Source organism: Pantoea sp. MBLJ3, from assembly GCF_000816655.1.
Taxonomy (GTDB): Bacteria; Pseudomonadota; Gammaproteobacteria; order Enterobacterales; family Enterobacteriaceae; genus Pantoea; species Pantoea eucalypti.
This window is the reverse complement of the sequence record NZ_JSUT01000012.1, coordinates 275,855-296,310: the sequence shown is the minus strand read 5'-3', so window position 1 is coordinate 296,310 and position 20,456 is coordinate 275,855. Positions and strand designations below refer to the sequence as shown.

Genomic DNA, 20,456 nt, shown 5'->3' with positions numbered 1-20,456 from the left:
CCGATGGCAAAACAGGATGAACAACGACTGATGGTGAAGATTGCCACGCTTTACTATGTCGAAGGGATGAAGCAGTCCGACATTGCGCAGTCACTGACCTTATCGCAGTCGTTTGTCTCACGCATACTTAATCGCAGCGTGAAAGAAGGTGTGGTCAAGATCAGTGTGGTGCCACCGGCCAACGTCTATCCGGAGCTGGAAAAGGCCATTGAACAGACCTATAACCTGCCGCAGGCGATTGTGGTGGATGTGCCCGAGCAGGCGTCGTCGCTACAGATTAAACAGGCGATTGGATCGGCGGCTGCTCACTATCTGGAGACCCGGCTGCGTAATGATGAACTGATTGGCATTTCGTCATGGAGCGGCACTATCCGGGCGATGGTAGATGCGCTGCATCCGCTTAACAGCGCCTGTAAAGGGGTGATTCAGCTGCTGGGCGGCGTTGGGGCTAACGGCAACGTGCAGGCCACTATTTTGACGCAGAATCTGGCGGCGCTGCTGAACTGTCCCGCCTGGCTGTTGCCGTCGCAGTCAATTGAGCATTCGGTCACCGATCGTCAGCGACTATCAGCCAACGCAGAGGTCGCCGAAGTCCTGAGTAAATTTGATCAGGTAGACCTGGCGATTGTCGGTATTGGCGACCTGGAGCCGTCAGCACTGCTGCGCAACTCCGGCAACTACTACGATGGCAACATGCTGCAGACGCTGGCAGCGCGCGGCGCAGTAGGCGATATCTGCCTGCACTACTTTGATGCCTGTGGTCAGCCGGTGCTGAAAGCCGAGGAAGATCCGGTGATTGGGATGGAACTGGCGCAGGTTAAACAGTGCCCGCAGGTCGTGGGGCTGGCAGGCGGACGGGAAAAAGCGCAGGCGATTCGGGGAGCGTTGCTGGGAGGTTACATTAAGGTGCTGATTATCGATTATCCCACGGCGCGACTACTGCTCACGCCGCAGGAGTAATCACACGCCATCAGATTGTGCGGTAGGCTGTGGTCACTTTCCAGAGATAGCGCGGTGCCTGCGCCGCCGGATGCTTTTTCTGTACGTGCTGATAAAACTCATCCGGGGACATGGAATTAATCATCGCAATGGCCCGATCGCGATCGCTGGAAAACGTCCTCAGCAACGCCCCTGCACCGTTGGCATAAGAGACGATGGTGGCATAACGCAGTGTCAGCGGATCACGAATGCCCGACAGTGCTGAATTCTGCAGAATACGGATGTAGGCGGTGCCGATATCAATATTTTTGGCCGGATCGCGCAACTCAGCATTCGATGGCTGACCACGACGGCCCAGTGTGCGATAGACCTCGCGCCCGGCAGTTGACGCTTTAATCTGCATGAGACCCACCGCATTAGAACGGCTCACCACGCCCGGATTTCCTCCCGACTCGACACTGATAATGGCGCTGATCAACTTCTCATCAACGCCATAATGACTGGCGGCATCTTCGGTAAACATTGCCCAGGTCCCATTGACGCTGGACGGGGGTGCCTGAGTTAATGGCGTGTTGCGTTGCTTAACGACCTGATGCGGTGGCTCGCTGGCACAGCCGGTCAGGAGTAACGCCGGGAGTATAAGGTGTCGGATTTTCAGCAATTTTTCGTCTCTTAGCTGTTATAGCGAATGCTATCATACCCAGGCAGCCTGAGAGCAAAATTACCGTTTATCCTAAATGCACTAAAATGCGGCGCGTACCGTGACTTCAGCGAGGCTTTTCGCCATCATCGCCGTTAGTCAGCCGCCAACAGCAGGAAAGTATGATGATTTCACGTTCAGTTCGTCTTATCTCCCCCTCCGGTTACTGTCACAACCAACCTGCGGCGCAGCAGGCTATTGCGCGCCTGCGTGCGGCGGGCCATCAGATAGAGAACGAACAGGTGATCACCCGCCGTTTTCAGCGCTTTGCGGGAACAGATGCAGAACGCCTGGCGGATATCAATCAGCTTGCCAGCCTGAGCACCCTGCCCGATATCGTGCTGGCAGTGCGAGGCGGTTATGGGGCCAGCCGGTTACTGGAATCCATCGACTACATCGGCCTGCAGCGCCGTCTGATGAATCAGCCAGTAGCGCTGTGTGGCCACAGCGACTTCACCGTGATTCAGCTGGCGTTACTGGCGCAGGTCGGCCTGATTACCTTCAGCGCCCCCATGCTGGCGGGTAATTTCGGCGCCGCGACCTTATCTGAATTTACCCTCCACCACTTCTGGCAGGCACTAACATCGCCTACAGTAGAGGTGAAATGGCAGAGTGAAACGCCAGATCAGGGCGAATGGCAGGGTACGCTGTGGGGCGGAAATCTGGCGATGATCTGCTCACTGATTGGCACGCCGTGGATGCCACAGATTGAGAACGGCATTCTGGTGATCGAAGATGTGAATGAACATCCGTTCCGCATTGAGCGCATGCTCATTCAGTTGCAGCAAAGCGGCATTCTGGCGCGCCAGCGGGCGATCGTCACAGGCAGCTTCACCAGCACGGCTCTGTCAGAGTATGACAATGGGTTTAATTTCGAGACCGTCTGGCAACACGTGCGTGACATCAGTGGTTTGCCAGTGATCAGTGGATTAGATTTTGGTCATGCTGCTGACACCGTCACACTGCCGCTGGGTACCCGCGCACGATTAGCGGTCAGTCAGGGCCACGCCCATTTACAGGCAACCGGCCACCCCGTCCTGCGGGAATAAAGTACGTTTCAGGAGATCGACATTGAAGCCGTTGTATGACGATTTGTGGATCTCGACCCCGGAATTTCCGGTGGAAGATGCCGTTAACGACCTGATGATGCATGGCTTTATGCTGCGTCACCCGCGCGGCAATCTGCTGATTGGCCGTGTAGAAAACCCGCTAGATCATGAAGTCATCGCCGATAGCGGCGGCGTCATCCGCCACTATCTGACCCACTGGCACGAATCTGCGCCCGGCGCGGCGGTGATTCAGCAACGCTTTAGTAGCGCGCTTTACTGCCATAGCCGTTCGCTGGGAGCGATAAGCCGTTTTGCTGAACCTGACGACACCTTTTCACAGCACGAGACGCACTTCGGGGATGTTCAATTACTGTCAACGCCAGGACACACACCAGGCAGTTGCAGTTATCTCTATACCTCGCCGCTGGGGCTGACCTATCTGTTTGTCGGCGACACCGTGACACGTTCTCATGATCAGTGGGTCACGGTGCTGGTGCCGGACAGTAATCTGGCTGAGCTGAGTCAAACGCTGGAGTTTTATCGATCGCTGCGTCCTGACGTGGTGCTGATGAGCACTACGCGTGGACATCTCTCCTGGAAAAAGGTCACGCTGCAGAGCTGGCTGGCGGCGATTGATGAGGCTGAACAGAATCCGCTGGATTTGCGTCAGCAACCCTTGTTTTGATTACAGGGCTTTCGTCAGATAGTGGCGCTGGTGATGCCGTGGATAGTTATCCAGACTGAAGCGCAGCGTATAGCCGAGCTTTTCATAAAACGGTCGCGCCTGAAAACTGGCGGTATCCACCTGCGCAAAACGACAGCCGCGATCCCGCGCCTCCTGCTCTGCCGCCTGCATCAGCTTGCTGCCCGCCCCCTGCCCGCGTAGCGCCTCACTCACCCACAGCATATCAATCCGCAGCCAGTTTCCGGCGGTTGATCCGGTCAGCCCGGCCAGCTTTCTGCCCTGGTCATCACGAATAAACACGCCGATCGACCTGATCTCATCAGTATTAATATATTTGCTGTTGAACGCAGTCAGACCCAGTCTGACTTCATCCAGGTCCTGCGCGGTGACGTTATCGGTAATCTCAGGTTGCATAGTGGCTCCAGGGCGGTTAACTGTCGGAACGCTGACGATCGTCATAGCGCTCCAGGCTCAGCGCATCCACATCGCGTTTTTCGGTGCGGCTGCAGGGCAGCAGTTTATCGCTGTCGTGATAGACAAAGAAACTGGCTTGAGTGCGCTGGTTTACAATCAGCTGATCGCCGTTGCGAAATCGGGTAATCGCCACCTTATCGCCCGCTTCCAGACGGGTACGCTGCTGACCGGCCGCAATCTGGAAATGATTTTCTGGCCACATCAGGGTGGTTAAACCATATTCAGCACGTGAAACGGTCATGGTCGCCCTGCCAGGGCAGTTAAGCTGAAATTCGGTTTCGCTCCAGGCGGGTGCAATGTGACAGGCCAGCAGGCCCAGGGCAATTAACGCTGCCTTCATGCTGTGTCTCCGCTGATTTTACTAAGAATTTTTAGCTTAACATATTAACGATCGCAGGTGGGTAGTGAGGCATTGACACTAAGACCATTAAAAAATGGAATCGGTGTGCGAAAAAAGCTGAAAGTTGAGAAAAGATAAAGTAATCCGGCCAGTCAGACAGGCAGCCATACTGGCCGGATAAGGATTATTCAGCTGCCACCTCGGCCGCCACTAACATCAGCGCCAGCCCCGCATTCTCGCTATCGTAAGCCTGCATTGCTGCACGAATATCCGCTGAGCAGGCGATCACTTGTTGCTTCTTATCGGCTTCAAGCTGGTCAACTGCATGGCGAATAATCATTAGACTTGCTTCTTCTTCTTTCATCATTTATCCCTGGATTTGCCTAAGTGGTGCGCAAAGGAGCCAAGAATAACGTTTATTGATAAGCAAAGTCACCCCTTTACATTCCTGTTGCTTAACGATTAAACAAATCTCAAACAGAAAGCGTAGTGGAAACTGCTATGATTAAGTCATTAGTGGCGCCGCAGGAAAGACGCGGTGTCATAAAACGCCCAGGGATTGAAGCAGGTAGAAAATCATGATGCGACTAAGCATGTTTATCCTCATCACGATGATGACTGGATGTTCATCTGGCCCGAAAGGGGTGGAGTGCCCAGGTGAGGTCTCGACAATTTATGGTCAGTCGATGGGGGAAACTCAGGGCGTGATTTTTGACCTGGTTAACAGCTTCACGGTGACCCGTGAGAATGTCAGCGTGAAGAGTGGTCCGCTGCAGTCGCTGGATCGATTTAAATATGTTCCCTCCGCCATTACGCCTGAAGGCTACTATGCGCAACGCTTGTCAGATAAGCAGTTCCGCCTGATTAATCCTTATCAGGACACCCAAATCACCTGGACCTGTCCATAGGGGATGAATCCTGCTGCCAGATCGTTTATTGTCAGGAAACGTCAAGCAGCAGGTCCCTCTGATGGAAAAGCGTCTGGATAACAACGGTTATATTGACTTCCCCTTCCCCGCCACCCGCAATGCAGATGGCTCAGTGAATCCGTGTGGTTTTGATCTGACGCTGGAAACCGGTCGGCTTGAGGAGATCGCGGTGCTGAACCGCTCAGTAAATCTTCGGCGGCTGGTCGAAGAGATCAATCTGCAGGAAGGGCTGTTTATGACGCTGGCTTGTGACTGGCAGCAGCAGGCTGATGCTATCTGCGGTTTTATCGATGTGGCCTTTCGACCCGATCTTCCGCAACACGGGCACGAGGAGGCATTGCAGCTGGAGGCGAGCTTCTACCGTTATCTGGCCGGGCAGGAGAAGCAGCATCAGATGCCCGCAGAGAGCCTGGTCAATTATGCCCGTTCTGTACTCGACTGGAGCTGGTCACCGCTGCGCCAGCGTCAGCGCGATTACGAAAAAATCACTATTCAGTTCTATTGTCCTCAGGCGGATGACGCCGAATGGTGTTTTGATCATCTTCGTCATTTTCTGGTGAGCGTCTATCCGGCCTGCGTTGCCGCTCGTTCACGCTGATCCCCTTTGCTTCCGGAGTCGCTATGCGTTCTGCTGCGCTGTCTGCTTTTACACTCGTCTGCTCGCTGTTTTTTGCCGCCGCTGCCCAGGCCGATCGTTGCCAGCAAATTCGCGCCGGCCTGGATATCGGTTCTGGCACCACGAAAGTTGCGGTTGCACGCGTCAACGTCTGCCAGCTACGCATTGAAAAAGTGCTGTATCAGGATCAGCGCGCCGTGGCCTGGAACGATGCATTAGCGCATTCAGCAGATAACCAGCTCAATCCGGCGATAACACAGGAAGGCGTAGCCGCACTGCAGCAGCTTGTTGCGCACGCAAAGCGCTTTCATCCACAGCGAATCAGCGGCGTCGCCACGGCGGTGTTCCGCAACGCCAGTAACGGTCAGGCAGTCATTGAACAGTTGCAGCGTCAGACCGGTGCGGAAATCAACATCATCTCGCAAGAGCAGGAAGCGAAACTCGGTTTCCTTTCCGCTAAAGCCGCGCTTAACGATCCGGCAATCCGTGATGAGCAGTTACTGGTCTGGGATATTGGCGGCGGGTCGATGCAGATGACCGCCTGGCGACAGCAGTCCGGCAAGCTGGTAGCCGATATCTATCAGGGTAAGCTGGCCTCGGTAACGTTAAAGAACTTTATTCTGACGGTGCTGAAGAATAGCCCGCAGGTCAGCTCCCCTAACCCGATTGGCTCCTGGCGGCCGTCGGTGCTGCGCTTTGTGCAGTTTTACGCGACGAATGAGGTCAGCCCGCAGATTAAACAGGATGTGACGGGTCGTCGGGTCATTGGCATTGGAGGCGTACACGGTTTTTCGATCCGCAATCAGTTACCGGGAAAACCCCATCGCTATACGCTGACGGAATTACAGCAGCTTTCGCAGCAACAGGTCTGGAAAGGCGACAGTGAACTGTCGGGTGACTACCGCGCCACCGACGTCAGCAATCTGTTACTGGTGGAAGGGTTTATGCAGGCGCTGAAAATAGATCAGGTCACCCTTGTTGAGGCCAGCCTGATTCAGGGCGTGCTGCTGCAGTAGCGCGGCGCTCCCCCGCTATACGTCGGGTTTGACCAGCCGGATGGCATGATCCAGCCTCCGCTGTTCATCCCGTTCACTATGGGCGCGCTGCTGGCGCGTACGTTTTAGCAGGTCATAGATTTCGCCACGGCGGGTGTCATGACCGCGCTCCATCAGCACAATCACCGCATCACCAATCACCCGGCAGACTTCTTCATAGTCATCATCATTCAGTGTATCACGTTTCATCGCTTCTCCTCCGACTGTGGCTTCCTGTGCCGCCTTTTCAAAGGCCAGACGGAAATGGCTGGCCCGCAAACACCACGCCATTAACAGCCAGAAATGATTTCTTAGCCCTAAATCTCCCGCCGGAAGAGCAGAATTCACTATCTTTGCTACGCTTTGAGGGTCTCACTCATAACCAAGGAGCAATAAATGTCAGGAAAAATCGAAGATAAAGTAAAAGAAGCCGCTGGCGCAGTTCAGGAACAATGGGGTGCAGCAACCGGTTCATCTGAGCATCAGGCTAAAGGCGCAGCACGCCGTTACACCAACCAGGCAACCTATGCTGCCCGCGACGCTGCTGAAACTATCCGCGATCAGGTTCAGTCTAATCCTGTCGCCGGTCTGGCCGTTGCTGCAGGCGTTGGCGTATTTATCGGCTTCCTGCTGGGCCGCAAGTAAACCCGCTGAACGCCAACAGAACGGAAGCCGCGCGCTTCCGTTTTTTTTGCTCCGACGCGTCTCGCCAGCTGAGATATATCTGAAAGATAAGCCTTTTCAGGTCAGCGTGCCGGGAGACTCAGCGTTGAGTTATGTTCTCTTTCTGACAACATCAAGGTGACCTTATGAAAACACTTTCTGCTCTGCTGCTGGTTGCAGCGACGTTTACCTCTCTGGCAGGCTGCTCACAGAGGAGCGACGCGATTAAAGCGGATGGCCGTCCTCATGCGCCAAGCGGTCAGTCTTCACCGGGCGGTACGCTGGGCGCCGGACCCGTGGGGCAGCCTCAGTCATAATTCCCAGCCCCGGCACCTATGCCGGGGTTCATTCATGGCGTTGTATTATTCCTCAGTCACATAAAATATCTTCGCTAATAATTAATCTGCTAGTAGTCCTGTCTGAAATTAAAACCTGCCTAATTCATTAATAAAACTTCCCAGAAAATTTCAATTTGATCACAAATAATTAAATTGCATTTTTATTTAAGTAAAAAAATCGGCCAAAGTTCAAACGAAAATTCAACGGCTCAGAAAAACATTCCGTATTAATGAACTTTATCTGTAGCGTCAATCTCTAACACTCCATAATATTTTCATTTTAATAACATTATTAAGTTCAAGAGAATTCTGACGTGAAGAAAAAAAAGATTTATCTGATAGACCGACTTTTAACGCTTTATTCTCGATTTTCCACCAGAAAAAAACCTCAGGACCTTAAGACGCTGACGCCCGATACGGTGGTGATCTACTCCACGACAGCGCTGGGGGATTTCCTGATGAACACCCCGGCTATCTGTAGCCTGAAAAAGCACTATCCTGAGAGCAAATTTGTTCTGGTCTCCAGCAAGAAAAATAAAGACCTTGTCAGCCGTTATGATTGGTTTGACAGGATCTATATATGGGATAACAAAATTGCGAATTTCCTGCCGCTGTTTTTCAAACTGCGTCGCCACAAACCTGACCTCTCAGTCATATTACACGCCCATTTCCCCTACGATATTATGAGTTCAGTACTGACGGGCAGTAAGGTCATTGTGCGCGACCATTATGGCAGCGAGTCGCCGGTGTTAAATAAATATCTGGATCGCTATTCAGGCTATTTTGACGACCATACCATCAAGCGTAAGCTGAAACTGATTGAAGCCCTGGGTGCAGAGACAGAGCAGACCCGGATGCATCTGCCCGAGACGAATAGCAGCCTGCCCCCTAAAGCTAACCATCGCCGTATTGGTTTTCAGTTGGGCGCATCGAAAGATATTCGCCGCTGGCCGCTGGCCTCTTTCCAGCAGCTGGCAATGACCCTGCTGGAACGCTGGCCCGACACTGAGATTATCATTACGGGTACCGCCGCTGAACAACCGCTGGAGCGGGAATTTATCGAAAGCCTGCCGCTGGACTACCGTAAGAATGTTACATCCATGGCAGGGAAAACTAATCTCAGTGGGTTGATTAACCTGATTCGCACACTGGACCTGCTGGTCACCGGTGATACCGGTCCACTGCACATCGCCGTAGCAGCGCAGACGCCAACGGTTAGCCTGTTCTCAACCGCCAATCCTCGCTATACCGGCCCCTGCCAGGACAGCGATCGCCACATTATCATTCATCGCCCGGATAAAACGGCGTCACAGCATCCGATGGCAAATATCAGGGTCGAAGAGGTCGGGCAGGCCGTGGCTAAGCTGGTGGGTTAATGAACGATTTTTCTCAAGCCATTGTTGCGCTGATTGAGTATCACAATCAGCCAACCGCGCTGGGCTGGTTCCGGAAAGTGGATCGGAGAAATTTTCATCTGCAGCAATTACCGCTGAATGAGGTAGAATTTGCCCTTCTGATGAGCGATTTCTTTAGCACTTTTGGCGTCAGCGCAGAGCACTACAATGAAGCGCGCTATTTTCCGGCCTCTGCCCCGCGGCGCTTCCTGCCTGACCGGTGGTTCAGCGCAGGCACATATTGTCCATTAACCGTTGCCATGCTGTGTGAAGCGGCCAGACAGGGACACTGGCCTGAAAATGATTAGGGAATAATGGTCTGGACGAAGGCGTCATAAACTTCGCGACTGCTCAGCGCGTTGACCTCACGTGACGCTGGTTGCAGAACCTGATAGTTAACCTGCCACGGATGCCAGCACGCCGGATCGCTGTCGCCAAACAGCGCCACCACCGGTAATCCCAGCGCGGCACCCATGTGCATTGCCCCACCATCACTGCTCACCAGCCCCTGACACAACGACATGGCTGCAATCAGCTGCGGCAGGCTGGTGGTTGACACCGCCTTGATCGGCAGGTGCGGGCAGAGCGCCATAATTTCATGCGCTTTTTCGTCATCACCTGGATGACGCGGATTATCGCGACTGCCGGGTGACCACAGCAGCATAATCTGACAGGCATGCCGCGTTGCAATCTTTTCAGCCAGTTCGGCAAATCGGGTGGCTTCCCACTGCTGGCTCGGCTTACGGGCGCTGATCTGTAAGGCATAGACCGGCACAGTGGAATCAATCGCACAGGTATCACGCAGGCTGGCGGCAATTGCCGTATCCGGCAACAGCGTCAGTTTGCCCGGCGCTATGGCGCTGAGACTGAAGGGCCGCCCCAGACTGAACAGGGTTTCGCTGATATGACACGGAGACTTGCCCGGCGGGGGCAACAGATCGGTAATTAGCGGATGCGACTGTTCACCTAAAGCAATCACTCTGGTGGGCCGCACCGTTTTAACCCACTTCATACCGTGCTGATCCCAGCGGCTTTTTGCCAGAATCACAGCGTCATAACGTTGCTTTTTCAGTGTCAGCATCAGCTTCAGTCGCTGTAAAACACAAGCCAGCCGGCTCTGCCCTGCCTCGCGGTGATGCAGCTTGGTGTAAAAGAAGAGCTGCCGGATATCGGGATTATGCTGCAACACGGGCGCAGCGTAATTGTTGGTCAGCACATCGACCTGATGCTGGCCAGATTGCGCCAGCGCACTAATGAGCGGCGTGGTCAGTAACGTGTCGCCAATATTATCCCGACAAATAATTAAAACCCGCATATCTGACATCCTCTGCGCACAGGCTACGCCGTACTGGCTGAATTAAAGTAAGACTTGCCCATTCAACGTTCTGTACGCGTTAACGTAACGGCACAAGTCAGCAAATTAGTCAGCGCAGATTGAGGTTGGTTCAATAGTCACGATATTCTGGAAAGACGTTGGCCATTTTAAAATCCCGTTCTCTGACTGATTCATTAGCCGGACTGTTGATTGAAAAAGTAAATAACACTTCAAAACTCAATGCCGACAAACACGCAATGAATTTTTTCAGACATGACTTCATGACTATGAATTAATTACCCACTTATAACGCCGGCAAAACCTGAGCAGAAAAAAGGCGAAAGATATTCAGCCTCATTAACTATTTAACGTTCTGAAAACTTTTCTCTGAGTACGCTATTTCATTAATCATTATTCAGATGATGCTGGAGGGAAGATTGACGATCGCGGTGTTTCTTTTACCGTGTAATCAGGCAGAGGAACGTATAGAAATATTACCGTGATACGCAGCGATAAATGATTCATCCACACACTTACCTGAAAAGACACCTGCAGCATGCGGTGCGAAAGCAATAAATGTCGTTGGGTTTTCTGCGTCTTTAAAGCGTGCGTCTGCTGAATCTGTTATGACTAAAAATGATGCGGAAGAAAGCGCGAGGGGTGAAAGCAGAAACAAAAAAACCAGCACAGCGTTGAACGCTATGCTGGCTCAGGCAGACATTACATATTTTCGATGATCGCGTCACCAAACTCTGAACATTTCAGCAGCTTAGCGCCATCCATCAGGCGTTCGAAATCGTAAGTCACGGTCTTGTTAGCGATAGCGCCTTCAACACCTTTAACAATCAGGTCAGCCGCTTCGAACCACTCCATGTGACGCAGCATCATTTCAGCTGACAGAATGACTGAACCTGGGTTCACTTTATCCTGACCAGCATACTTAGGTGCTGTACCGTGGGTTGCTTCGAACAGTGCACATTCGTCACCGATGTTCGCGCCTGGGGCGATACCGATACCGCCAACCTGCGCCGCCAGGGCGTCAGAGATGTAGTCACCGTTCAGGTTCATACAGGCGATAACATCATATTCTGCCGGACGCAGCAGGATCTGTTGCAGGAACGCATCAGCAATCACATCTTTAACGATGATCTCTTTGCCGGTGTTCGGGTTCTTAAACTTCATCCACGGGCCGCCGTCGATCAGTTCGCCGCCGAACTCTTCTTTCACTAACTGGTATCCCCAGTCTTTGAAAGAGCCTTCGGTGAACTTCATGATGTTGCCTTTGTGAACCAGGGTCAGTGAATCACGATCGTTGGTGATGGTGTATTCTACTGCCGCGCGTACCAGACGTTTGGTACCCGCTTCTGAACACGGCTTAACGCCGATACCGCACTGCTCAGGGAAGCGAATTTTCTTCACGCCCATCTCTTCGCGCAGGAACTTGATCACTTTGTCCGCTTCGGCAGAGCCCGCTTTCCACTCGATACCCGCATAGATATCTTCGGAGTTTTCACGGAAGATCACCATGTCGGTCTCTTCAGGGCGTTTAACCGGGCTTGGCGTGCCTTTGTAGTAACGTACAGGACGCAGGCAGACGTAGAGGTCAAGCTCCTGACGCAGTGCCACGTTCAGTGAACGAATACCGCCGCCGACCGGGGTGGTCAGTGGGCCTTTGATGGCCACGCGATATTCTTTGATTAAGTCGAGCGTTTCCTGTGGCAGCCAGACGTCCTGGCCGTAGAGTTCAACTGACTTCTCACCGGTGTAAATCTCCATCCAGGAGATTTTACGCTCGCCGTTGTAGGCTTTCTTCACCGCCGCGTCGACCACTTTCAGCATGACCGGGGAAACATCAACACCGATACCGTCACCCTCAATGTAAGGAATGACTGGATTGTTTGGCACGGTAAGCTTGCCCTGATTCAGGGTGATTTTCTGACCTTCCGCCGGAACAACTACTTTGCTTTCCATTAACCTCTCCTGGGCGTTTGTTAATGATTTGTAAGATGCGCGTCAATACTACTTGAATATTTCGGCCACGCCAATCACCGCAATTTCACGTTATAATGCGCCGATTGTCTCTGACTGCAAAGCCCATGCGAAAAACAACTCAACGAATTCACCAGGATAAACGATTCAGCCGCCCGACGCGTGATGCGCGACGCCCCCCTGCTCGCCCTGCGATGCCGCGCCGTGTGATTTTGTTTAACAAACCGTTCGACGTGCTGCCACAATTCACCGATGAAGCAGGTCGCCGCACCCTGAAAGATTTTGTCAGCGTCGCAGAAGTCTATGCCGCAGGCCGCCTCGATCGCGACAGTGAAGGTTTGATGGTGCTGACCAACGACGGCGCGCTGCAGGCCGCGCTGACGCAGCCCGGTAAACGGACCGGCAAGGTCTATTATGTGCAGGTAGAAGGCGAGCCACAGGAGGCGGATCTGCAGCCGCTGCGGGATGGGGTTAATCTTAAAGATGGCATGACCCTGCCCGCTGGCATAGAGAAAGTGCCTGAGCCTCAGTGGCTTTGGCCACGTCAGCCGCCGATCCGCGAACGTAAAAATATCCCGACGCAGTGGCTGAAAGTCACACTGTATGAAGGCCGTAATCGTCAGGTACGCCGGATGACAGCCCATATTGGTTTCCCCACCTTACGGTTAATTCGCTACGCGATGGGACAGTATTCACTCGACGATCTGGCTCCCGGTGCATGGCGCGAACTCAGCAATATTGCGCCTTGAGCTTCTATCTTTTATAACCTCAGGTTAACAATTGCGGAGAAGAGATGTTTAAACCTCATGTTACTGTCGCCTGTCTGGTTCAGGCTGAAGGTGAACTGCTGGTGGTAGAAGAGACGATTAACGGTCGTGCCACCTGGAACCAGCCAGCCGGACATCTCGAAGCGGATGAAACGCTGCTGGAAGCTGCCGAACGTGAACTCTATGAAGAGACCGGCATCGCCGCTTCGATGCACTATTTCATCGGAATAAACCAGTGGATCGCGCCCGACAGTACGCCTTTTGTGCGTTTTTTATTTGGCGTCGATCTGGCGGAGAAAGCACCAACCCAGCCGCAGGACAGCGACATCGATTGTTGCTGGTGGCTGCCGCCAGCGCAGATTCTCACTGCCTCCAACCTGCGTTCGCCGCTGGTTGCGGAAAGCGTACGGCTGTGGCAACAGGGCACGCGCTACCCGCTACATCTGGTCAGCCCGTTCCAGTGGCCGTTTCACGAGGGTGCGCGCCTGCCTTCTGCATGATAGAATGCGCCGCCTGTTTTTTTATCGTAATGCGAGCGTGTCATGTCTGACAACAGCCAGAAAAAAGTGATCGTCGGTATGTCCGGCGGCGTCGATTCTTCCGTTTCCGCCTGGTTACTGCAGCAGCAGGGTTACCAGGTTGAAGGCCTGTTCATGAAGAACTGGGAGGAGGACGATGGCGAGGAGTATTGTACCGCCGCGGACGATCTGGCGGATGCGCAAGCGGTCTGCGACAAGCTGGGTATGAAGCTGCACAAAGTTAACTTTGCGGCTGAATACTGGGATAACGTCTTTGAGCATTTCCTCGAAGAGTACAAAGCGGGCCGCACGCCTAACCCCGATATTCTCTGCAACAAAGAGATCAAATTCAAAGCGTTCCTGGAGTTCGCCGCAGAGGACCTGGGCGCAGATTTCATCGCCACAGGTCACTACGTGCGCCGCCATGACGTGGACGGCCAGAGCCAGCTGTTACGCGGTCTGGATGGCAACAAAGACCAGAGCTATTTCCTCTATACGCTGAGCCACCAGCAGATCGCCCAGAGTCTGTTCCCGGTCGGCGAGCTGGAAAAACCGGAAGTGCGCCGCATTGCCGAACAGCTGGACCTGATCACCGCGAAGAAGAAAGATTCTACCGGCATCTGCTTTATCGGCGAACGCAAATTCCGCGACTTCCTGGCGCGCTATCTCCCCGCTCAGCCTGGCGAGATTGAAACCACGGAAGGCCAGATTGTCGGTGAACATCAGGGGCTGATGTACCATACTCTGGGACAGCGTAAAGGCCTGGGGATTGGCGGCCTGAAAGAGAGCAAAGATGATCCCTGGTATGTTGTCGACAAAGATGTGGCACGTAACCGCCTGATTGTCGCCCAGGGCGGCGATCATCCGCGGCTGATGTCCGTAGGCCTGATTGCACAGCAGTTGCACTGGGTTGATCGCCAGCCGATTACCGCCCCGCTTCGCTGCACCGTGAAAACCCGCTATCGTCAGACCGATATTCCCTGTGAGATTATTCCACACGGCGACGATCGCATTGAAGTGCGTTTCGATGAACCCGTCGCTGCGGTCACGCCGGGTCAGTCTGCGGTGTTTTACCTTGGTGACGTTTGCCTCGGTGGCGGTATTATCGAACAGCGCCTGCCGTTAGTGGCGGAGTAAGCGGGAACAGCCCGCGTTGATGACGCGTAAACAGGAGTAACCGTGGCGAAAAATTATCAGGAAATTACGCTGGCGCTGGCGGGCATCTGTCAGTCCGCCCATCTGGTGCAGCAGCTGGCTCAGCAGGGTCACTGCCAGCCAGAGGCGCTGACCGTGTCGCTGCGCAGCGTGCTGGACCTTAATCCTGGCTCCACGCTGGCGGTGTTTGGCAACAATGAAGCCAACCTGCGCCTCGGGCTCGAAACCCTGATGGCGGTGCTGAACAGCAGCAGTCGCCAGGGTGCAGGCGCAGAACTGACGCGTTATACCCTGAGCATGATGGTGCTGGAGCGCAAGCTTAGCGCCAGTAAATCCGCCATGGCCACACTGGCACAGCGCATTACTCAGCTGGATCGCCAGCTGGCGCATTATGAACTTGAGTCCGACACCATACTGAGCGCGATGGCGGCCATCTATGTAGATGTGATCAGCCCGCTTGGCCCACGTATTCAGGTTACCGGTTCGCCTGCGGTGCTGCAGAATACGCAGGTGCAGAGTAAAGTGCGCGCCACGCTGTTAGCCGGTATCCGTGCGGCTGTCTTGTGGCAGCAGGTCGGTGGTGGCCGACTGCAACTGATGTTCTCGCGTCAGCGTTTGCTGCGTGAAGCAAAAACCCTCTTATCCCGGCTGCCACTGACTTACTAAGTCGGTGCGGCAAAACACGCTAAATGATTCAGGAGTTGCACTGATGGAATTATCCTCTCTGACCGCCGTTTCACCTGTCGATGGTCGTTACGGCGATAAAGTCAGCCCGCTGCGTGCGATTTTCAGCGAATACGGTTTGCTGAAATTCCGCGTTGAGGTTGAAGTTCGCTGGTTACAAAAACTGGCCGGGACCGCAGAGATCAAGGAAGTTCCTGCATTTGATGCCGACGCAAACGCTTTCCTTGATGCGATTGTCGCCGGTTTTTCTGAAGATGATGCGGCACGCATTAAAGCTATCGAGCGCACCACTAACCACGATGTGAAAGCGGTAGAGTATTTCCTGAAAGAGAAAGTCGCCGATCTGCCTGCCCTGCACGCCGTTTCTGAATTTATCCACTTCGCCTGCACTTCAGAAGATATTAACAATCTGTCGCACGCGCTGATGCTGGAAACCGCCCGTCGTGACGTCATCCTGCCCTACTGGCAGCAGCTGATCAGCGCTGTCAAAGGCCTTGCCAGCGAATACCGTGATATCCCGCTGCTCTCCCGCACCCACGGCCAGCCAGCCACGCCGTCGACCATGGGTAAAGAGATGGCTAACGTGGCTTACCGTCTGGAGCGTCAGTTACGTCAGCTGAAGCAGATCGAGGTGCTGGGCAAAATCAACGGCGCGGTCGGTAACTACAATGCCCACATTGCCGCCTATCCGGAAGTGGACTGGCATGAACTGAGCGAGAACTTTGTCACCTCGCTGGGGATCACGTGGAACCCCTACACCACGCAGATTGAGCCGCACGACTATATCGCTGAGATGTTCGACTGTATCGCCCGCTTTAACACCATCCTGATCGATTTCGATCGCGATATCTGGGGCTATGTGGCACTGAACCATTTTAAACAGAAAACCATTGCGGGCGAGATTGGTTCATCCACCATGCCGCATAAAGTGAACCCTATCGACTTCGAAAACTCGGAAGGCAATCTGGGTCTGGCGAATGCCGTAATGCAGCATCTGGCCAGCAAGCTGCCGGTTTCACGCTGGCAGCGCGATCTGACCGACTCCACCGTGCTGCGTAACCTCGGTGTGGGCGTCGGTTATGCGCTGATCGCCTATCAGGCCACCCTGAAAGGCATCTCGAAGCTGGAAGTGAACCGTGACCGCCTGCTGGATGAGCTGGACCACAACTGGGAAGTGCTGGCAGAACCGATTCAGACGGTGATGCGCCGTTACGGTATTGAAAAACCTTATGAGAAGTTGAAAGAGCTGACGCGTGGTAAACGCGTGGATGCCGCTGGTATGCAGGCGTTTATCGACAGTCTGGCGTTGCCAGAAGAAGAAAAAGTCCGTCTTAAGCAGATGACGCCAGCAAACTATATTGGCCGCGCTATTCAGATGGTTGACGATCTGAAATAATACCCGCCGCAGACCGGCCCCGTCCGGTCTGCGTTAACATCTTGTTTAATACATTTCGCGTATACTTTCTGCAGGTTGACTCAAACAGAGTGTAAGGAATTTCTATGCGTGTTCTGGTTGTTGAAGACAATGCCCTGCTGCGCCATCATCTCGCCGTCCAGTTACGTGACATGGGCCATCAGGTCGATGCCGCCGAAGACGCCAAAGAAGCCGACTATTTTCTTCGCGAACATCTGCCCGATATCGCCCTGGTCGATCTCGGCCTGCCGGATGAAGATGGCATGTCGCTGATTCGCCGCTGGCGCAGTGATGCCGTGCGTCAGCCGATTCTGGTGCTAACCGCCCGCGAAGGCTGGCAGGCGAAAGTGGAAGCGCTGGAAGCCGGAGCGGATGACTACGTCACCAAGCCGTTTCACATTGAAGAGGTCGCGGCACGTCTGCAGGCGCTGATGCGCCGTAACAGTGGGCATGCGTCGCAAATTATCGATATGGCACCGTTTCAGGTGGATCTCTCCCGCCGTGAACTCACGGTCAATGAAGAGCCGGTGAAGCTTACCGCCTTTGAATACACCATTGTCGAGACGCTGATCCGTAACGCGGGCAAAGTGGTCAGTAAAGACTCGCTGATGCTGCAGCTTTATCCTGACGCTGAACTGCGTGAAAGCCACACCATCGATGTTCTGATGGGGCGTCTGCGCAAAAAAATTCTGGCGTTGCACCCAACCGACGTCATCGCCACTGTCCGTGGCCAGGGTTACCGCTTTGATCTCTGACCATGTCCTGGTTTAACCGTTATCGCCCTATCTCGCTGCGCGCCCGCTTTCTGCTGGCGTCTGCAGCAATAGTTCTCTTCCTCTCGCTCTCTTACGGCATGGTCGCCGTGATTGGCTATGTGGTGAGTTTCGATAAAAACACCTACCGCGTCATGCGCGGCGAGAGCAATCTGTTCTTTACGCTGGCGCAATGGCATGACAACACGCTCACCATCGCCCAGCCGGAACGGATGACACTCAATTTCCCGACACTGGTGTTCATTTACGATGAGCACGGTAAGCTGCTGTGGCAGCAACGCGATGTGCCTGAGATCCGCAAAAAAATCCGTCGTGAATGGCTGCTGAAGCCCGACTTTTACGAGATTGATACCAGCAACCGCACCAGCATGGTGGCGATGGGCAATAACGTAAATGCTAAGCAGCGGCTCAACGACTGGGACACGGACAGCAACGACACCTTTACCCACTCAGTTGCTGTTAACCGTTACGATGCCACCACCAATCTCCCTGCGCTCACCATCGTGGTCGTCGATTCGATCCCGCAGGAGCTGCAGCATTCTGATGTGGTCTGGTCATGGTTCAGCTATGTGCTGGCGGCCAACCTGATACTGATTATTCCGCTGTTGTGGCTGGCGGCGCACTGGAGTCTGCGGCCGATTGGCGCGCTGACACAGCAGGTGCGTGAACTGGAGACCAGTCAGCGCGAGAACCTGGCAGATAATCCACCGCAGGAGCTGCGCAGTCTGGTGCGCAACCTCAATCTGTTACTGACGAATGAGCGGCAGCGTTATACCCGCTATCGCACCACGCTTTCGGATCTGACCCACAGCCTGAAAACCCCGCTGGCCGTCTTACAGAGCACCCTGCGGTCGCTGCGAAACGGCAAAGAGCTGACAATAGAGCAGGCTGAGCCGGTCATGCTGGAGCAGATCAGCCGTATCTCGCAGCAGGTCGGATATTATCTGCATCGCGCCAGTATGCAGGCCGACCACAACCCCTTGCAGCGCGACATCCATTCCGTGTCCGGTTTGCTCGACAGCCTCTGTTCGGCGCTGAATAAAGTCTATCAGCGCAAGGGTGTGGCGATTTCGCTGGATATATCCCCGGAGCTGACCTTTGTGGGCGACCAGAATGATTTTATGGAAGTGCTGGGCAACGTGCTGGATAACGCCTGCAAGTACTGCCTGGAGTTTATCGAAGTCAGCGCTTATCAGAGCGAAAATGCACTGCATCTCTATATCGACGATGATGGTCCGGGCATTCCTGAAAGCAAGCGTGATTTAGTCTTCGTCCGGGGTCAGCGCGCCGATACCCTGCGTCCCGGTCAGGGGCTGGGTCTGGCGGTGGTGCGCGACATTCTGGAGCAGTATGAAGGCAACGTGATTGCCTCCAGCAGCGCACTTGGCGGAACACGCATGGAAGTAGTCTTTCAGCGCCAGGAAGTCGAACATCGCCGCGAGTAGAAAACCCTCAGGGCTGTTATACTTGCTGGCATTTACAGCCCTAAGCGGAACCCTTTTATGGACTATCAGCTCGATATTAACTGGCCCGATTTTATTCAGCGCTACTGGCAGAAACGCCCGGTAGTGCTGAAGCGTGGTTTTAAAAACTTTGTCGATCCTCTTTCACCGGATGAACTTGCTGGTCTGGCGATGGAAAACGAGGTGGACAGCCGCCTCGTCAGTCATCAGGATGGCAAATGGCAGGTCAGCCACGGCCCGTTCGAGAGCTACGATCATCTGGGAGAGAACAACTGGTCGCTGCTGGTCCAGGCGGTCAATCACTGGCATGAGCCTTCTGCCGCGCTGATGCGCCCTTTCCGTTTCCTGCCTGACTGGCGCGTCGATGACCTGATGGTATCTTTTGCCGTGCCTGGCGGCGGTGTCGGCCCCCATTTCGATCAGTATGATGTATTTATCATTCAGGGTACCGGTCGCCGTCGCTGGCGCGTTGGTGAGAAAGTGCCGATGAAGCAGCACTGCCCGCACCCGGATCTGCTGCAGGTTGAACCGTTCGATGCCATCATCGATGAAGAAATGGAACCAGGCGATATTCTCTACATCCCGCCAGGATTCCCGCACGAAGGTTACTCACTGGAAAACGCCCTGAACTACTCCGTGGGTTTCCGCGCTCCAAGCGGCCGGGAGTTAATTAGCGGCTTTGCTGATTACGCGCTGGCCAATGAGCTGGGCAGCCTGCGCTTTAGCGATCCGGATGTGCCTTCTCGCGACTGTCCATCACAGATCCTGCCGCAGGAGATTGAAGGCGTTCGTCAGCTGATGCTGGATGTGGTCAATCAGCCAGAGCATTTTGAGCAGTGGTTTGGCGAATTTATTTCGCAGTCGCGTCACGAACTCGACGTCGCGCCGCCGGAACCGCCTTATCAGCCTGACGAAATTTATGATGCCCTGCAACAGGGTGATACCCTGAGTCGGTTAGGTGGCCTGCGTGTTCTGACCCTTGGCGACGCGGTTTATATTAACGGCGAGCGGGTTGAGTGTTCACGCCCCGATGTGATGGCAGTACTGGCAAATCACTATCGCATCACACTCGACGATCTGGGTGATGCGCTGGATGATCCCGCCGTACTGGCGCAGATCGCCGGTCTGGTGAATGCCGGTTACTGGTTCTTTGGCGACGACGAATAATCAATACAGCGCTATCGGGCGCTGCTGCTGAATCAGGCTCTCTGACCCTT

At 54.1% G+C, this 20,456-nt stretch carries 25 protein-coding genes; 18 read left to right on the top strand and 7 right to left on the bottom strand.

What is annotated here, in order from left to right:
* The first annotated feature begins 3 nt into the window (after positions 1-3).
* Complete coding sequence (locus NP77_RS17855; protein ID WP_003851396.1) at positions 4-960, top strand: sugar-binding transcriptional regulator; 957 nt, start codon at positions 4-6, stop codon at positions 958-960.
* A 10-nt stretch (positions 961-970) separates the two neighbouring features.
* Here NP77_RS17855 and emtA read toward each other — a convergent pair whose 3' ends face one another.
* Entirely contained in the window at positions 971-1,600 is a 630-nt protein-coding gene (gene emtA, locus NP77_RS17850) for a membrane-bound lytic murein transglycosylase EmtA (RefSeq protein ID WP_003851398.1), read from the bottom strand.
* Between the two features lie 164 nt (positions 1,601-1,764).
* Here emtA and ldcA point away from each other — a divergent pair, with 164 nt between their 5' ends.
* Both ldcA and NP77_RS17840 read left to right on the top strand, forming a co-directional pair.
* Entirely contained in the window at positions 1,765-2,688 is a 924-nt protein-coding gene (gene ldcA / locus NP77_RS17845; RefSeq protein ID WP_082040853.1) for a muramoyltetrapeptide carboxypeptidase, read from the top strand.
* A gap of 22 nt (positions 2,689-2,710) precedes the next feature.
* Positions 2,711-3,373, top strand: a complete 663-nt coding sequence (locus tag NP77_RS17840; protein WP_003851401.1) for an MBL fold metallo-hydrolase — start codon at positions 2,711-2,713, stop codon at positions 3,371-3,373.
* Here NP77_RS17840 and NP77_RS17835 read toward each other — a convergent pair whose 3' ends face one another.
* The 3 genes from NP77_RS17835 to NP77_RS17825 all read right to left on the bottom strand — a co-directional run bounded on the left by NP77_RS17835 (position 3,374) and on the right by NP77_RS17825 (position 4,551).
* Complete coding sequence (locus NP77_RS17835) at positions 3,374-3,787, bottom strand: N-acetyltransferase (protein WP_003851403.1); 414 nt, start codon at positions 3,785-3,787, stop codon at positions 3,374-3,376. It lies immediately after the preceding gene.
* Between the two features lie 16 nt (positions 3,788-3,803).
* Positions 3,804-4,187 carry a hypothetical protein gene (locus NP77_RS17830; RefSeq protein WP_003851405.1) on the bottom strand — a complete coding sequence of 128 codons (384 nt, stop codon included), beginning with the start codon at positions 4,185-4,187 and terminating at the stop codon, positions 3,804-3,806.
* Between the two features lie 184 nt (positions 4,188-4,371).
* Positions 4,372-4,551 (bottom strand): hypothetical protein, encoded by a 180-nt coding sequence (locus NP77_RS17825; RefSeq protein WP_003851407.1) that lies wholly within the window; start codon positions 4,549-4,551, stop codon positions 4,372-4,374.
* Positions 4,552-4,765: 214 nt separating this feature from the next.
* Here NP77_RS17825 and NP77_RS17820 point away from each other — a divergent pair, with 214 nt between their 5' ends.
* From NP77_RS17820 to NP77_RS17810, 3 genes are all read left to right on the top strand, one after another.
* On the top strand, positions 4,766-5,095 hold the full coding sequence (locus NP77_RS17820) for a hypothetical protein (protein ID WP_033762441.1): 330 nt from the start codon (positions 4,766-4,768) through the stop codon (positions 5,093-5,095).
* A gap of 61 nt (positions 5,096-5,156) precedes the next feature.
* Positions 5,157-5,714, top strand: a complete 558-nt coding sequence (locus tag NP77_RS17815; protein WP_003851412.1) for a hypothetical protein — start codon at positions 5,157-5,159, stop codon at positions 5,712-5,714.
* Between the two features lie 23 nt (positions 5,715-5,737).
* A complete protein-coding gene (locus NP77_RS17810) occupies positions 5,738-6,748 on the top strand; it encodes a Ppx/GppA phosphatase family protein (RefSeq protein WP_003851414.1) in 1,011 nt (336 codons plus the stop codon).
* Positions 6,749-6,763: 15 nt separating this feature from the next.
* On the opposite strand, the gene NP77_RS17805 is transcribed toward NP77_RS17810, so the two are convergent.
* Positions 6,764-6,976, bottom strand: a complete 213-nt coding sequence (locus tag NP77_RS17805; RefSeq protein WP_008925950.1) for a DUF2767 family protein — start codon at positions 6,974-6,976, stop codon at positions 6,764-6,766.
* Positions 6,977-7,162: 186 nt separating this feature from the next.
* On the opposite strand from NP77_RS17805, the gene NP77_RS17800 reads away from it, so the two are divergent.
* The 4 genes from NP77_RS17800 (at position 7,163) to NP77_RS17785 (ending at position 9,469) form a co-directional block, all read left to right on the top strand.
* Positions 7,163-7,411: a YqjD family protein gene (locus NP77_RS17800; protein ID WP_003851418.1), complete on the top strand. Its 249-nt coding sequence runs from the start codon at positions 7,163-7,165 to the stop codon at positions 7,409-7,411.
* 164 nt (positions 7,412-7,575) lie between these two features.
* Complete coding sequence (locus NP77_RS23730) at positions 7,576-7,746, top strand: hypothetical protein (RefSeq protein ID WP_003851420.1); 171 nt, start codon at positions 7,576-7,578, stop codon at positions 7,744-7,746.
* 335 nt (positions 7,747-8,081) lie between these two features.
* A complete protein-coding gene (locus NP77_RS17790; protein WP_039661038.1) occupies positions 8,082-9,143 on the top strand; it encodes a glycosyltransferase family 9 protein in 1,062 nt (353 codons plus the stop codon).
* Positions 9,143-9,469, top strand: coding sequence for a DUF1493 family protein (locus NP77_RS17785; protein WP_003851424.1), 327 nt, complete (start codon positions 9,143-9,145; stop codon positions 9,467-9,469). The genes NP77_RS17790 and NP77_RS17785 overlap by 1 nt, the downstream gene beginning before the upstream one ends.
* Here the strand turns inward: NP77_RS17785 and NP77_RS17780 are convergent.
* Positions 9,466-10,476 (bottom strand): glycosyltransferase family 9 protein, encoded by a 1,011-nt coding sequence (locus tag NP77_RS17780; RefSeq protein WP_039661036.1) that lies wholly within the window; start codon positions 10,474-10,476, stop codon positions 9,466-9,468. The genes NP77_RS17785 and NP77_RS17780 overlap by 4 nt on opposite strands.
* A gap of 720 nt (positions 10,477-11,196) precedes the next feature.
* Complete coding sequence (gene icd, locus NP77_RS17775; RefSeq protein ID WP_008925947.1) at positions 11,197-12,447, bottom strand: NADP-dependent isocitrate dehydrogenase; 1,251 nt, start codon at positions 12,445-12,447, stop codon at positions 11,197-11,199.
* A 104-nt stretch (positions 12,448-12,551) separates the two neighbouring features.
* Here icd and rluE point away from each other — a divergent pair, with 104 nt between their 5' ends.
* From rluE to NP77_RS17735, 8 genes are all read left to right on the top strand, one after another.
* Positions 12,552-13,214 carry a 23S rRNA pseudouridine(2457) synthase RluE gene (gene rluE / locus NP77_RS17770; protein WP_219848843.1) on the top strand — a complete coding sequence of 221 codons (663 nt, stop codon included), beginning with the start codon at positions 12,552-12,554 and terminating at the stop codon, positions 13,212-13,214.
* A 44-nt stretch (positions 13,215-13,258) separates the two neighbouring features.
* Positions 13,259-13,732 (top strand): NUDIX domain-containing protein, encoded by a 474-nt coding sequence (locus tag NP77_RS17765; protein WP_003849831.1) that lies wholly within the window; start codon positions 13,259-13,261, stop codon positions 13,730-13,732.
* A gap of 42 nt (positions 13,733-13,774) precedes the next feature.
* Positions 13,775-14,887, top strand: coding sequence for a tRNA 2-thiouridine(34) synthase MnmA (mnmA, locus tag NP77_RS17760; RefSeq protein WP_003849832.1), 1,113 nt, complete (start codon positions 13,775-13,777; stop codon positions 14,885-14,887).
* Between the two features lie 42 nt (positions 14,888-14,929).
* Complete coding sequence (hflD, locus tag NP77_RS17755; protein ID WP_008925946.1) at positions 14,930-15,571, top strand: high frequency lysogenization protein HflD; 642 nt, start codon at positions 14,930-14,932, stop codon at positions 15,569-15,571.
* Between the two features lie 43 nt (positions 15,572-15,614).
* The gene (purB, locus tag NP77_RS17750; RefSeq protein ID WP_003849835.1) at positions 15,615-16,985 is read left to right on the top strand and encodes an adenylosuccinate lyase; all 1,371 of its coding nucleotides are present in this window, start codon (positions 15,615-15,617) and stop codon (positions 16,983-16,985) included.
* 104 nt (positions 16,986-17,089) lie between these two features.
* Positions 17,090-17,758 (top strand): two-component system response regulator PhoP, encoded by a 669-nt coding sequence (phoP, locus tag NP77_RS17745; protein WP_003849836.1) that lies wholly within the window; start codon positions 17,090-17,092, stop codon positions 17,756-17,758.
* 2 nt (positions 17,759-17,760) lie between these two features.
* Positions 17,761-19,221 (top strand): two-component system sensor histidine kinase PhoQ, encoded by a 1,461-nt coding sequence (phoQ, locus tag NP77_RS17740; RefSeq protein WP_003849837.1) that lies wholly within the window; start codon positions 17,761-17,763, stop codon positions 19,219-19,221.
* Between the two features lie 57 nt (positions 19,222-19,278).
* Entirely contained in the window at positions 19,279-20,406 is a 1,128-nt protein-coding gene (locus NP77_RS17735; protein WP_008925944.1) for a cupin domain-containing protein, read from the top strand.
* Positions 20,407-20,456 lie beyond the last annotated feature (50 nt).

Bases quoted from the DNA above. Each gene is read 5' to 3' on its own strand.
- NP77_RS17835 (WP_003851403.1), bottom strand. From the start codon at position 3,787: ATGCAACCTGAGATTACCGATAACGTCACCGCGCAGGACCTGGATGAA.
- NP77_RS17735 (WP_008925944.1), top strand. From the start codon at position 19,279: ATGGACTATCAGCTCGATATTAACTGGCCCGATTTTATTCAGCGCTAC.
- NP77_RS23730 (WP_003851420.1), top strand. From the start codon at position 7,576: ATGAAAACACTTTCTGCTCTGCTGCTGGTTGCAGCGACGTTTACCTCT.
- NP77_RS17765 (WP_003849831.1), top strand. From the start codon at position 13,259: ATGTTTAAACCTCATGTTACTGTCGCCTGTCTGGTTCAGGCTGAAGGT.
- NP77_RS17820 (WP_033762441.1), top strand. From the start codon at position 4,766: ATGATGCGACTAAGCATGTTTATCCTCATCACGATGATGACTGGATGT.
- NP77_RS17830 (WP_003851405.1), bottom strand. From the start codon at position 4,187: ATGAAGGCAGCGTTAATTGCCCTGGGCCTGCTGGCCTGTCACATTGCA.
- phoP (WP_003849836.1), top strand. From the start codon at position 17,090: ATGCGTGTTCTGGTTGTTGAAGACAATGCCCTGCTGCGCCATCATCTC.
- NP77_RS17805 (WP_008925950.1), bottom strand. From the start codon at position 6,976: ATGAAACGTGATACACTGAATGATGATGACTATGAAGAAGTCTGCCGG.
- NP77_RS17825 (WP_003851407.1), bottom strand. From the start codon at position 4,551: ATGAAAGAAGAAGAAGCAAGTCTAATGATTATTCGCCATGCAGTTGAC.
- NP77_RS17815 (WP_003851412.1), top strand. From the start codon at position 5,157: ATGGAAAAGCGTCTGGATAACAACGGTTATATTGACTTCCCCTTCCCC.
- NP77_RS17810 (WP_003851414.1), top strand. From the start codon at position 5,738: ATGCGTTCTGCTGCGCTGTCTGCTTTTACACTCGTCTGCTCGCTGTTT.
- NP77_RS17780 (WP_039661036.1), bottom strand. From the start codon at position 10,476: ATGCGGGTTTTAATTATTTGTCGGGATAATATTGGCGACACGTTACTG.
- NP77_RS17855 (WP_003851396.1), top strand. From the start codon at position 4: ATGGCAAAACAGGATGAACAACGACTGATGGTGAAGATTGCCACGCTT.
- phoQ (WP_003849837.1), top strand. From the start codon at position 17,761: ATGTCCTGGTTTAACCGTTATCGCCCTATCTCGCTGCGCGCCCGCTTT.
- ldcA (WP_082040853.1), top strand. From the start codon at position 1,765: ATGATTTCACGTTCAGTTCGTCTTATCTCCCCCTCCGGTTACTGTCAC.
- icd (WP_008925947.1), bottom strand. From the start codon at position 12,447: ATGGAAAGCAAAGTAGTTGTTCCGGCGGAAGGTCAGAAAATCACCCTG.
- NP77_RS17800 (WP_003851418.1), top strand. From the start codon at position 7,163: ATGTCAGGAAAAATCGAAGATAAAGTAAAAGAAGCCGCTGGCGCAGTT.
- purB (WP_003849835.1), top strand. From the start codon at position 15,615: ATGGAATTATCCTCTCTGACCGCCGTTTCACCTGTCGATGGTCGTTAC.
- NP77_RS17785 (WP_003851424.1), top strand. From the start codon at position 9,143: ATGAACGATTTTTCTCAAGCCATTGTTGCGCTGATTGAGTATCACAAT.
- mnmA (WP_003849832.1), top strand. From the start codon at position 13,775: ATGTCTGACAACAGCCAGAAAAAAGTGATCGTCGGTATGTCCGGCGGC.